Origin of the sequence: Roseateles aquatilis (genome assembly GCF_002205645.1) — a bacterium.
GTDB classification, from domain to species: domain Bacteria; phylum Pseudomonadota; class Gammaproteobacteria; order Burkholderiales; family Burkholderiaceae_C; genus Roseateles; species Roseateles aquatilis.
In genome coordinates this window covers 580813-593851 of record NZ_NIOF01000001.1, presented here as the reverse complement: position 1 = coordinate 593851, position 13039 = coordinate 580813, and the positions used below count along the sequence as shown (strand labels likewise).

Genomic DNA, 13039 nt, shown 5'->3' with positions numbered 1-13039 from the left:
GAATGCCGCGTTCAGCTACGCGACGGCGGCACTGGACCGCTCTCCTGCCGCGTCGAGGGCGTCGATGCGGCCGACCGGCTCTCGATGGCGGACAGCGCGATGTCCAGAAAATGGGCCTGATCAGCGCTCAGATGCAGATCCTTACCCGGCGATCGGGCCGCGAGGACCGCCTGACTCGCGGCGAAGGCCTTCTCCAGGTGATGAGGCAGATGATCGGGTCGGACGAGAAGCGCCTCTGCGATGGCGTTGGCTGCCTCGTGTCCCAGAGCAGCCTTGGCACCGTTGCCCTGCTGGAACGCGCTGTTCAGGAGCCAGGCGCGCATCGGTCGGCTGGCATCGAGGGCTTCGCGAATCTTGTCCGCGCCGGGCAGCGCGCTCGGCAGTGGCAAGGACGACAAGGGCGATTCGCTCGCTGGCACCGTGGGCGCATCGACCTTCATCGGCGCGCGTGCCGGCCGCCCGAAGCCCCTTCCGCCGGCGATCATCGCCAGGTTCTTCACGGATTCGGTGGATGCGGTGCCGGTGCGCAAGGGGTCCTCGCGCAGCTTGCTGCTGCCCCGTCGCGGAGGCTGCGGCTGGAATAGGCGCGAGCGCTCCGGCACGATCGACGTCGGTGTGATCTCCACGTTCGGCATTTCCTGGGCCCAGTGCGCGACGACATCCGGGGGGCAGGAATCCGGCAGGACCAGGTGAGCGACATGGTCGTGCAGGCGTTGCATCAGGTGTGGCGGCACCTTGTGCAGCGCCATGGGATCGGCGGACGAGAGGTCCAGCTTCAGCGACTGGCGATCCAGCGCCTTCTCCATCAATCGCGCCAGATCCTTCAGCGGCTTGGGATGCCGCGAGGTATGAAGTTCGGACTTGAGCCAGCCCTGTACCGCGGGATGCGGCGGCGCCTTGGCTGGCGCAGGCTTCGAGAACAAGAATGACGGGAAGTGGGAACGTCGGATAAGGGACATGTCATCGACCGATTCAATAGTGAACGAAAGCGACCGAAGCTCGGACGCCGCATCAGGACGGGCGTTCAGTGACAACCGACCATGCCGGGTTGCTGACTTGAATCGGTCGGTCTTGCCAGGCTGGATGAGGAAAAGAACGCTCGTTCTTTTTTGTCACCCGAGGGACGTAAAGGGCAGGGGTGGCGTGGTTCAATCGCCGGCATTCCGTCACGGATCGGGAGGGCGACAGCCGCCACGGATCCCTGAAAAACGCCATGGACTGCCATGGATCAACACCGATAGAGGAGCCCCTAGATGACTCAAGTCAACCATCAGATCCTGCTAGCGTCCCGCCCGACCGGCGAGCCCGGCACTGACAACTTCAAGCTGGTCGAGACCGCGGTTCCCGATGCCGCGGCTCTGGCCGACGGCCAGGTGCTGGTGCGCAACCATTACCTGAGCCTGGATCCCTACATGCGCGGCCGCATGAACGACGGCAAGAGCTACGCGCAGCCGCAGCCGCTGAACGAGGTCATGATCGGCGGCACCGTCGGCGAGGTCGTGGCCTCCCGCAGCGCCAACTTCAAGGTCGGCGACAAGGTGGTGGGCATGGGGGGCTGGCAGGAGTTCCAGCTCGTCGACGCCAGCCAGCGCGGCGTGCTGCAGAAGGTCGACACGACGCACGTGCCGCTGTCGGCCTACCTCGGCGCGGTCGGCATGCCGGGCGTGACCGGCTGGTACGGGCTGGTCAAGATCATCGATCCGAAGGCGGGCGAGACGGTCGTCGTCAGCGCCGCCAGCGGCGCGGTCGGCGGCGCGGTGGGCCAGTTGGCCAAGGCGCGGGGTGCGCGCGCGGTCGGCATCGCCGGCGGCGCGGACAAGTGCCGCTACGTCGTCGAGGAACTGGGCTTCGACGCCTGCATCGACTACAAGCAGCACCGCGATGTGAAGTCGCTGTCGGCGGCGCTCAAGGCCGACTGTCCGAACGGCATCGACGGCTACTTCGAGAACGTCGGCGGCATGATCCTGGATGCCGTGATGCTGCGCGCCAATGCCTTCAGCCGCGTCGCCATGTGCGGCATGATCGCCGGCTACAACGGCGAGCCGATTCCGCTGAGCGCGCCGCAACTGATCCTGGTCAACCGCATGAAGATCGAGGGCTTCATCGTCTCCGAGCACATGGAGGTCTGGCCCGAGGCGCTCAAGGAGCTGGGCACGCTGGTGGCGACGGGCAAGCTCAAGTACCGCGAGTCCGTGGCCGACGGCCTGGCCGCCGCGCCCGAAGCCTTCCTGGGGCTGCTCAAGGGCCGCAACTTCGGCAAGCAGCTGGTCAAGCTGATCTGATGGCCGGCCCCCGCTGGACCTGCCAGCGTTTCGACGACCTGACCGTCCGGGGGCTGTATCGCGTCATGCGGCTGCGCTCGGAGGTCTTCGTCATCGAGCAGCGCTGCATCTATCTCGATCCCGACGGACTCGACGAGCCGGCCTGGCACCTGCAGGGCGTGAGCGCCGACGAGACCCTGCTGGCCTACGCCCGCCTGCTGCCGCCGTCGATCGGCGGCGGCGCGGCGCGCATCGGCCGGGTGATCACGGCCGCGAACGCCCGCGGCGGCGGTCTCGGCCGCGCGCTGATGAGCCAGGCGGTGCGCGAGTGCCAGAAGCTCTGGCCGGGCACGCCCATCGAGCTGGGCGCCCAGGCACACCTGCGCGAGTTCTACGGCAGCTTCGGCTTCACGCCGACCTCGGACGTCTATGACGAGGACGGCATTCCCCACATCGACATGCGCAAGGAGGCGACGCCATGAGCGGACCCGGCAGCGACGACCTGATCCTTCACCACTACGGCTCTTCGCCGTTCGCCGAAAAGGCGCGGCTGATGCTCGGCTTCAAGGGCCTGGCCTGGCACTCGGTGACGGTGCCGATGGTGCAGCCCAAGCCCGACGTGGCGGCGCTGACCGGCGGCTACCGGCGCACGCCGTTCCTGCAGATCGGTGCCGACATCCATTGCGACACGGCGCTGATCGCCGAGCTGCTGGAGGAGCTCCGGCCGACGCCCAGCCTGTTCCCGGCCGCCGTCGCCGGCCAGGCGCGGGTGCTGGCGCAATGGGCGGGGCTGGACCTGTTCTGGACCGCGCTGCCGTATGCGATGCAGCCGGCGGGGGCCGCGGCGCTCTTCGCGGGCGCGCCGCCGGAGATGCTGCAGGACTTCGTCGCCGACCGCCGCGCGATGACCGAGGGCATGCCCCGCCTGAGCGGCGCCGATGCGACCGCCGCGCTGAGCCAGTACCTCGCGTGGCTGGCGGCGATGCTGGACGACGGCCGGCCGTGGCTGCTGGGCGGCGAGGCGAGCATCGCCGACTTCAGCGTCTATCACCCGCTGTGGTTCGTGACCAGGACGGGCCCGCTGGCCGAGATCTTCGCCCCGCATCCGGTGCTGCGCGAATGGATGGCGCGCGTGGCCGCCGTCGGTCACGGCGAGCGCGCTGGCAAGCTGGACGGCGCGCAAGCGATCGCGCTGGCCCGGGCATCGACGCCGAAACCGGCGGTGGTCGAGGCCGGGCAGGGCTTCGAGGCGGGTGACGCGGTGACGGTCACCCCGAGCGATTACGCCCGCGACGCGGTGGCCGGCACGCTGGTCGGCCTGAACGCCCGCTCGGTGACGGTCGCCCGCGATGACGACCGCGCCGGCCGCGTGCACGTCCACTTTCCCCGCATCCGCTACATCGTGAAGAAGGCGGCCGGCTGAGCGCCGAGCACGCCACCGATCCATCCGCCCATGCGCGGATCCAGGCATCAAGGAGACAAGGCATGAAGGACTATCAAGGCAGGACGGCCGTCATCACCGGCGCGGGCTCGGGCTTCGGCCTGGAGGTGGCGCGCATCGCCGCGTCGCGCGGCATGAACCTGGTACTGTGCGACGTGCAGGCGGACGCGCTGGACGCGGCGGCCGCCGAGTTCGCCGACCACCCCGTGCTGGCGCGCCGCGTGGACGTGGCCAAGGCCGATCAGATGGAGGCGCTGGCCGCGGCGGTGCAGGAGCGTTTCGGCGCCCCCCACTTCGTGTTCAACAACGCCGGCGTGGGCTCGGGCGGGTTGATCTGGGAGAACTCGCTGGCGGACTGGGAATGGGTCCTCGGCGTCAACCTGATGGGCGTGGTGCACGGCGTGCGGCTGTTCACGCCGATGATGCTGGCCGCGGCCGAGAAGGATCCGGCCTGGCAGGGCCACATCGTCAACACGGCATCGATGGCGGGCATGCTGAACCCGCCCAACATGGGTGTCTACAACGTGTCCAAGCATGCGGTGGTGTCCCTCAGCGAGACGCTGCACCAGGACCTGGCGCTGGTGTCGGACCAGGTACGCTGCTCGGTGTTGTGCCCGTACTTCGTGCCCACCGGCATCACGCAGAGCCACCGCAACCGCCCCGGCGAGCTCGGCGCCGGCAAGCCGACGCGCAGCCAGATGATTTCGCAGGCGATGACCGACAAGGCGGTCGGCTCGGGCAAGCTGACCGCGGCCGACGTGGCGCGGATGGTCTTCGACGCGATGGACGCGCAGCGCTTCTACATCTTCAGCCACCCCCAGGCGCTCAAGGGCGTGCAGACGCGGCTGGAGGACGTCATGCAGCTGCGCAATCCGACCGACCCCTTCCAGGACAAGCCGGAGATCGGCGCGCGCCTGCGCGAGTCGCTGCGGGGCGTCTGAGGCCGCCCCGAGGCATCCCGGGCCGGCGCCGCGGCATGTCGCGCCGGGACCGCGCTGACTGGGTCGACCGAGGGGACTCCGGCGACGCCGGCGGCGGGGGGGCGGTGTGCGCGGTGTGGTTTATTCCGTTGTCGATCACCCGGATGCGGGTTCTCCGCCCGTCCGCGACGGCGGCGGTCGGATGACAATGGGCGGGTGGTTCCGTTCGCCCTTCCTTCCGTTGCGCGCGTCCTGCTGCGGCTGTTGCCCGTCCTGGCGGCGGCGGTGGTCGCATGGCTGGCCCTCGCCGGCCAGGGCCACGCCGATCCGCGCGACTGGCTGACCGCCGAGGAGCACGCCTGGGTGGCGCAGCATCCGGTGGTGCGCGTCGGTGCCTCGGCGACCTACGGGCCCTTCACGTACACGGACGAGGACGGCCGGACCACCGGCCTGTCGGTCGACTATGCGCGGCGGCTGTCCGAGCTGACCGGGCTGCGCTTCGAATTCCAGAAGCCCCAGACCTTCGCCGAGAACCTGGCCGGCCTGGGCAGCGGCGACATCGACATGCTCATGTCGCTCAGGGAGACGGCCGAGCGGGCGCAGAAGGTGGGCTTCACGCGGCCCTACATCAGCGTGCCAGCGGTGCTGCTGCGGCGTGCGGGCGACGGCGGCGGCCCGCTGCAGCCGGGCGAGCCGGTCGCGGTGTCGCGCGGTTATGCGGTCGCCGCCTTCCTGAAGGACCGTTACGCGACGAATCCGGTGCAGGTGGAGTCCGACGACCGCGCGGTGCTGCGGCGGCTGGCCGGTGGCGAGATCGGCGCGGCGGTGATGGACCTGGCCGGCGCCACCTACCTGATGCGCAGCGACGGCATCGGCAACCTGCGCGTGGTGGACGACATCGGCTTCGCCTACTCGCTGGGCATTGGTTACCGGCACGACTGGCCGATGCTGGGCCGCATCCTGGACAAGGCGCTGCTGCGCATCGGCGACGGCGAGCGGCAGGCCATCGCCGACCGCTGGATCACGCAGGACACCGCGTTGATGCGCTGGCAGCGCCGGGCGCTGTGGGCGATCGGCATCGCGCTGGTGCTGGTGATCGCGGGGCTGGGTCTGGTGCTGCTGTGGAATCGCGCGCTGCAGCGCCAGGTGCGCTTGCGCGGGGACTTGCTGAACCGGGAACTGGCCGAGCGGATGCGGCTGCAGGACGCGGACCGTGCGCGCGAGTCGGCCGAGGTCACGAGCCGGACCAAGAGCGAGTTCCTGTCCCAGGCCAGCCATGAGCTGCGCACGCCGCTGAACGCCGTGCTGGGCTTCAGCCAGTTGCTGGCGCACGATGCGCAGCGCCCGCTGGACGAGACGCAGCGCTCGCGGGTGCGCCACATCGACCAGGCGGCCAAGCACCTGCTGGCGCTGATCGAGGACATGATGATGCTCTCGCGGGTCGAGGCGAACACGCTGACCGTCCAGGCGCTGCCGCTGCAGGCCGGGCCGCTGTTGCGGCGCTGCGTGGACCTCGCCCAGCCGGCGGCCGAGGCGGCCGGCGTGCAGCTGCAGCTGGGACTGACGCCGGACGAGGACAGCACGCTGCCGCTGGTGCAGGCCGATCCGATCCGGCTGGAGCAGGTGCTGCACAACCTCATCTCCAACGCGATCAAGTACAACCGCCGTGGCGGCTGGGTGAAGGTGCGGGCCTGCGTCGCGCAGCGCGGCTTCCGGATCGAGGTGGCCGACAATGGCCTGGGCTTGAGCGCCGAGCAGCGCTCCCAGCTGTTCCAGCCGTTCAACCGGCTGGGACGAGTGGAGCAGCCCGGCACCGGCATCGGGCTGGTGATCTGCAAGCAGCTGATGGACCGGATGGGCGGGCGCATCCTGGTCGACAGCGAGACCGGGCAGGGGAGCCGATTCACGCTGGAGTTGCCGGCGGTGCCCACGGCGGCTTGAATTGATCGTCCCCACGGGCACCGAGCGCGATCGGGCCGACCGGGGCCCCTTTCCCTCCATGCCGGGGCCAGGAGGCCCCGGCCTTCGCTAGGCACAAACAGTCCTCAGGACTGTTTGTGTCCGAGCTCAGTCCCTCCTCTTCAACTGCCTTCCGGCAGTTGAATTCACCTTCCTTGACTTGCGGGAAAGGGACCCCGGTCGTCCCGATCCGATTCACCGAGCTTGGTGGCGAGCCTGGCAGTCGAGGCCGGTGACCAGTGCGTCTGGCACACTGCGCCCCCTCTCGCAGTAAGCTCCGCCGCCATGTCCTCCTCCGAATCCAATCGCCGCGCCGTCGTCATCGGCGGCGGCCCCGCCGGCCTGATGGCCGCTGAACGCCTCGCCCTCGCGGGCGTTCGCGTCGACCTCTATGACGCGATGGCCTCGGTGGGGCGCAAGTTCCTGCTCGCGGGCAAGGGCGGCCTCAACCTGACGCACTCCGAGCCTCGTCCCGCCTTCGACACCCGTTACTTCGAGCGGCAGGCCGACATCGCGCCCTGGCTCGACCGCTTCGACGGCGACGCGCTGCGCGCCTGGGCGCAAGGCCTGGGCGTCGAGACCTTCGTCGGCACCTCGGGCCGCGTCTTTCCCCAGACCCTGAAGGCGGCGCCGATGCTCCGCGCCTGGCTGTCCCGGCTGCGCACGCAGGGCGTGAGCTTCCACATGCGGCATCGCTGGCTCGGCTGGACCGACGACGGCGCGCTGCGCCTGCAGTCGCCCGACGGCGAGCAGATCGTCCGCGCCGATGCCGTGGTGCTCGCGCTGGGCGGCGCGTCCTGGCCGCAGCTGGGGTCTGACGGCGCGTGGGCGCCGCTGCTCGGCGCGATCGGCGCCGACGTCGCGCCGCTGCGCGCGGCGAACTGCGGCTTCGACCTCGGACCGCGCCGGGCCGACGCGCCCGCCGATGCCGACGCGGGCTGGTCGCCGTTCTTCGCCGGGAAATTCGCCGGGCAGCCGCTGAAGCCGGTGGCCTTGACCGCCGAGGGCCTCGACGGCCGTCAGTTCTCCCGCCAGGGCGAGTTCGTCGTCACGGCCACAGGCATCGAAGGTTCGCTGGTCTATGCGGTCTCCGCGCTGCTGCGCGAGGTGATCGAGCAGCGCGGCGAGGCCGTCGTCCACCTGGACCTGCTGCCCGGTCGCGATGCCGCGTGGGTCGAGGAGCAGGTCGCCCATCCGCGCGGCTCGCGCTCGATGTCGTCGCATCTGAAGAGCCGCCTCAACCTGGAAGGGCTGAAGGCGGGCCTGTTGCACGAGGTGCTGTCCAAGGACGAGTACGTCGACACGGCGCTGCTGGCCCGCACGATCAAGGCGCTGCCGCTGCGCCTGCGCGCCGCGCGGCCGGTGGCCGAGGCGATCAGCACCGCGGGCGGCGTCCGGCTGGAGTCGCTCGACGCGCACTTGATGCTGAAGTCCCGCCCCGGGCTGTTCGTCGCCGGCGAGATGCTCGATTGGGAGGCGCCCACGGGGGGGTATTTGCTGACGGCGGCCCTGGCGAGCGGGCTGGTGGCCGGCGAGGGCGCGGTGACGTTCCTGCGCTGAGGACTTCCGGGTCCACGAGCCGCGAATCGCGGGACGCGGCCCAGACGCGGAACTGCCATTCGACCGATGCGGCTCATTTCATCAGCTGTCGATGCATGAAGCGGGTGCGGCGCATCGCCGTGGGGCGATAGCGCGAGCACGAGGGCGCGATGCAGATCGTCGGCGGGCGGCCGGGACGCGAGGTGGTGCGCTACCAGCCGCCGGACAGTTGCGCATGCAAGGGGTGGGCAAGGCGGTGCGAGACGACGTCAACGTGCCGGGCCGGTCGCACGGGGTGGAGGCGGCCGACGCGCCACCACCGTCGGCGCCGACGACCTGACGACCTGGCGACCTGACGACGCCGATCGCTCTAGACTCCACCGATACCCCCCAAGGGAGACGCGGACCATGGAGACGACCGACCCGCGCGCCACGCATGACTGGCGCACCCACGAGATCTCGAATCAGGTCGACGAACTCAGCGGTTATTCGTTGCTGGAGACCGACCTGGCGCTGAAGGAGGCGCTGGGGCGCGCGCAGGCCGAGGCCTTCGTGCCGGTGCTGGGCGCCTACGCGACCGAGCTCGGCCGCGCCGAGACCTACGCGATCGCCGAGCGCATCAACCGCGTCACGCCGACGCTGGACAGCTTCGACAAGCGCGGCCGCCGCATCGATCGGGTCGACTTCGATCCCGGCTGGCATCGGCTGCTGGCGATGTACCGCGGCGCCGACCTGGTCGCCCTGCCGTTCCGCGACGAGCGTCCCGGCCGCTGGGCCGCCTGGGCCGCGGGCTTCTATCTGCACGGTCAGGTGGAGGCCGGCACCCTGTGCCCCGCCACGATGACGCAGGCCAGCATCCCGGTGCTGCGGCGAGAGCCGCAACTGTGGGACCAGTTGCGGGACAAGCTCTTCAGCACCGACTACGACGACCGCGACCTGCCGATCGACCGCAAGCGCTCGATCTGGCTGGGCATGGGCATGACCGAGAAGCAGGGCGGCTCCGACGTCCGCGCCAACACGACGCGGGCCGAGCCGGTCGGCTCCGGCGGGCGGGGGCAGGACTATCGGTTGACCGGGCACAAGTGGTTCTTCTCCGCGCCGATGTGCGACGCGCACCTGGTCGTCGCCAAGACGCCGGACGGCGCGCCGGGCTGCTTTTTCGTGCCGCGCTGGCGGCCGGATGGGACCAAGAACGCGGTCAACGTGCAGCGGCTCAAGGACAAGGTCGGCAATCGCAGCAACAGCAGCGCCGAGGTCGAGTTCCAGGACGCCCACGGCGTGCTGATGGGCGAGGAGGGCCGCGGCATCCCGACCATCATCGAGATGGCGACCTACACGCGGCTGAACTGCGTCGTCGGCAGCGCCGCGATGCTGCGCCAGGCGCTGGTGCAGGCGCTGCACTACGCGCGCCATCGCACCGCCTTCGGCAAGCGCCTGGCCGAGCAGCCGTTGATGCGCGCGGTGCTGGCGGATCTCGCGCTCGAAAGCGAGGCCGCGATGCAGCTGAGCTTGCGGCTCGCACGCGCCTTCGAGCGGCAGGACGATCCGGGCGAACGTACCTGGATGCGGCTGGTCACGCCGGCGGCGAAGTTCTGGGTCTGCAAGCGCGCGGTGGAGCTGACGGGCGAGGCGATGGAGGTGCTCGGCGGCAACGGCTACATCGACGACGGCATCATGGGCCGCCTTTACCGCGAGGCGCCGGTGAACTCGATCTGGGAGGGTTCCGGCAACGTGATGTGCCTGGACGTGATGCGTGCCGTCGCACGCGATCCGCAGGCCTTCCTCGCGTTGCTGGACGAGATCGAGGCGGACCTCGCCGACCACCGCGGCTGGCGCGCCGAGCTCGCCGCCTTGCGCGGTCTGCTCGCCACGCCGCCGGAGCCCCTGGAGGCCATGGGCCGCCGCTTCGCATCGCGGCTGGTGCTGCTGGCGCAGGCCGCGCTGCTGCGCCGTCATGCGCCCGGCTTCGTCGCCGACGCGTTCTCGGCCAGCCGGCTCGACGCGGGGTGGGGCGCGATCGTCGGAGCGCTGGACACGCGGGCGATGGACGTGGACGCGTTGTTGCGAAGGGCGTTCCCCGTCTGACCTAAACTCCCGCGCTTTCTCCTGTCAGGTCCGTTTCGGGCCCGTAGTTGTTGTGGACAAGATCCTGCTCCAGATCGCCGCCGAGCTGAATGTGCGCCCGGCCCAGGTCAACGCCGCCGTCGAACTGCTGGATGGCGGGGCCACCGTGCCCTTCATCGCCCGTTATCGCAAGGAGGCCACCGACGGCCTCGACGACACGCAACTGCGGGACCTCGAGTCCCGCCTGTCCTACCTGCGCGAGCTCGAGGACCGACGCGAGGCCGTGCTGCGCAGCATCGAGGAGCAGGGCAAGCTGACGCCCGAGCTCGCCGCGGCGATCGCCGCCGCGCCGACCAAGCAGGAGCTGGAAGACCTGTACCTGCCCTACAAGGTCAAGCGCCGCACGAAGGGCCTGATCGCCCGCGAGGCCGGCCTGGAGCCGCTCGCCGACAAGCTCTTCGCCGACCCGACGCTCGACCCGATGGCCGAGGCCGCGGCGTTCCTCAACCCGGACGCCGGCTTCGCCGATGCCTTCGCGGTGCTGGAAGGCGTGCGTGACCTGCTGTCCGAGCGCTGGGCCGAGGATGCCGCGCTGATCGGCAAGCTGCGCGAATGGCTGTGGGAAGAGGGCCTGTTCAAGTCCAGGTTGATGGACGGCAAGGACGAGAACAACCCCGACATCTCCAAGTTCCGCGACTACTTCGACTACGCCGAGCCGATCCGCACCGTGCCCTCGCACCGCGCGCTGGCCGTCTTCCGGGGGCGCACACAGGAGTTCCTCGACGCCAAGCTGGCGCTGGACGAGGAAGTCGTGGCGGGCCAGCCCTCGCTTGCCGAGGGCCGCATCGCCCGCCATCTGGGTTGGAGCCACGGCAAGCGCCCCTCCGACGAACTGCTGCGCAAGACCGTGGCCTGGACCTGGAAGGTCAAGCTGTCGCTGAGCCTGGAGCGCGATCTCTTCGGCCGCCTGCGCGAGGAGGCGGAGAAAGTGGCGACCAAGGTCTTCGCCGAGAACCTGCGCGACCTGCTGCTGGCCGCGCCGGCCGGCAAGCGCGTCGTCATGGGCCTGGACCCGGGCATCCGCACCGGCGTGAAGGTGGCGGTCGTCAGCGACACCGGCCGCGTGCTCGACACGTCGACCGTCTACCCGCACGAGCCCAAGCGCGACTGGGAGGGCTCGCTGCACACGCTGGGCCGCCTGTGCGCCACGCACGGCGTCAACCTGATCGCCATCGGCAACGGCACCGCCTCGCGCGAGACCGACAAGCTGGCCGCCGACCTCATCAAGCGCATCCAGCAGATCGCGCCCGACACGGTGATCGAGAAGGTCGTCGTCAGCGAGGCCGGCGCCTCGGTGTACTCGGCGTCCGAGTTCGCGTCCAAGGAATTGCCCGAGCTCGACGTCTCGCTGCGCGGGGCCGTGTCGATCGCGCGGCGGCTGCAGGACCCGCTGGCGGAGCTGGTGAAGATCGATCCCAAGTCGATCGGCGTCGGCCAGTACCAGCACGACGTCAACCAGAGCGAATTGGCGCGCACGCTGGACACCGTGGTCGAGGACTGCGTGAACTCGGTCGGTGTGGACCTGAACACGGCGTCGGCGCCGTTGCTCTCCCGTGTCTCGGGGCTGTCGGCGAGCGTGGCGAATTCGATCGTCCGCTGGCGTGACGCCAACGGCGCCTTCCGCAATCGCCAGCAACTGCTGGACGTCACCGGCCTGGGGCCCAAGACCTTCGAGCAGGCGGCCGGCTTCCTGCGCATCCGCGACGGCGAGAACCCGCTGGACATGAGCGGCGTCCACCCCGAGACCTATCCGGTGGTGCAGCGCATCCTGGCCCAGGTCGCGCGGCCGATCGCCGACGTGATGGGCAAGAGCGACGTGATCCGCGCGCTCAAGCCCGAGGCCTTCGCCGACGAGCGCTTCGGCGCGATCACCGTCAAGGACATCCTGGGCGAGCTGGAGAAGCCGGGCCGCGATCCGCGCCCCGACTTCAAGGTGGCGCGTTTCAACGACGGCGTCGAGGACATCAAGGACCTGAAGGAAGGCATGGTGCTGGAGGGCACGGTGTCCAACGTCGCGCAGTTCGGCGCCTTCGTCGACCTCGGCGTGCATCAGGATGGGTTGGTGCACGTCAGCCAGCTCGCCAACAAATTCGTCAACGATGCTCGCGAGGTCGTGAAGACCGGCGACATCGTCAAGGTGAAGGTGCTGGAGGTGGACCTCGCGCGCAAGCGCATCGCGCTGACGATGAAGCTCGACGCGCAGGCGCCGCGCGGTGGTGCCGGCAAGACCGACAACAACTTCCGCCCCGCGGGCCGCAATGAGCGACAGGGTGGCCACCGCAACACGTCATCTTCATCGTCGCAGGCACCCGCCGGCAACGCGATGGCGGCGGCATTCGCGAAGCTCAAGCGCTGATCGCACACCCGGGCGCTTGCCCGGGAACATGTCGCCGGCAGGGCCTTTGCACGGGGCTCTCCTCCTCATCGGCTATCGACCAGTGATCCCGCCGCTGGCCTCTGGCCTGTCGCCTCTCGTCGATTCTGGTCTTGGTCTTGGTCTTGGTCTTGGTCCTGACGTGTTGATGTGCTGCGCGTCGCGGGTTGGATGAGTTGATGTATCGGATCAGGGCGACCGGGGGGCCTTTTGCGCAGGTCAAGGAAGGAATTCGCCGCCCGGGTAGGGCGGCGAAGGAGGGACACGGAGCAAAAGGCCCCCCGGTCGCCCTGATCGTGCTCGGTCGCGGCCTGCCGTCCGGGCTCGGTCGCGGCCTGCCGTCCTGGCCCAGTCGCGGCATGCCATCCGGGCTTGGTCGCCGCCAGCCATGCATCCCCGATCGGCCGTTCCCCGCGCGGAC

The 13039-nt window shown here is 69.9% G+C and carries 9 protein-coding genes; 8 read left to right on the top strand and 1 reads right to left on the bottom strand.

All coding sequences use genetic code 11. The features are described 5' to 3' along the window. Positions 1–11: 11 nt before the first annotated feature. Positions 12–1034 (bottom strand): hypothetical protein, encoded by a 1023-nt coding sequence (locus CDN99_RS02570; RefSeq protein ID WP_141100596.1) that lies wholly within the window; start codon positions 1032–1034, stop codon positions 12–14. 219 nt (positions 1035–1253) lie between these two features. Between CDN99_RS02570 and CDN99_RS02565 the strand changes: the two genes are divergently transcribed. The 8 genes from CDN99_RS02565 (at position 1254) to CDN99_RS02530 (ending at position 12600) form a co-directional block, all read left to right on the top strand. Further along, positions 1254–2282, top strand: coding sequence for an NADP-dependent oxidoreductase (locus CDN99_RS02565; RefSeq protein ID WP_088382526.1), 1029 nt, complete (start codon positions 1254–1256; stop codon positions 2280–2282). After that, entirely contained in the window at positions 2282–2743 is a 462-nt protein-coding gene (locus CDN99_RS02560) for a GNAT family N-acetyltransferase (RefSeq protein ID WP_088382525.1), read from the top strand. The genes CDN99_RS02565 and CDN99_RS02560 overlap by 1 nt, the downstream gene beginning before the upstream one ends. Further along, positions 2740–3684, top strand: coding sequence for a glutathione S-transferase family protein (locus CDN99_RS02555; RefSeq protein ID WP_088382524.1), 945 nt, complete (start codon positions 2740–2742; stop codon positions 3682–3684). Before CDN99_RS02560 ends, CDN99_RS02555 begins: the two co-directional genes overlap by 4 nt. Before the next feature lie 62 nt (positions 3685–3746). Next, positions 3747–4643 (top strand): SDR family oxidoreductase, encoded by an 897-nt coding sequence (locus tag CDN99_RS02550; protein WP_088382523.1) that lies wholly within the window; start codon positions 3747–3749, stop codon positions 4641–4643. Between the two features lie 195 nt (positions 4644–4838). Beyond that, positions 4839–6563: an ATP-binding protein gene (locus CDN99_RS02545; protein ID WP_088382522.1), complete on the top strand. Its 1725-nt coding sequence runs from the start codon at positions 4839–4841 to the stop codon at positions 6561–6563. Between the two features lie 303 nt (positions 6564–6866). Next, the gene (locus CDN99_RS02540) at positions 6867–8141 is read left to right on the top strand and encodes a BaiN/RdsA family NAD(P)/FAD-dependent oxidoreductase (protein ID WP_088382521.1); all 1275 of its coding nucleotides are present in this window, start codon (positions 6867–6869) and stop codon (positions 8139–8141) included. A gap of 387 nt (positions 8142–8528) precedes the next feature. Beyond that, complete coding sequence (locus CDN99_RS02535) at positions 8529–10205, top strand: acyl-CoA dehydrogenase family protein (protein ID WP_088382520.1); 1677 nt, start codon at positions 8529–8531, stop codon at positions 10203–10205. A gap of 52 nt (positions 10206–10257) precedes the next feature. Then, on the top strand, positions 10258–12600 hold the full coding sequence (locus CDN99_RS02530; RefSeq protein ID WP_088382519.1) for a Tex family protein: 2343 nt from the start codon (positions 10258–10260) through the stop codon (positions 12598–12600). Positions 12601–13039: the final 439 nt, after the last annotated feature.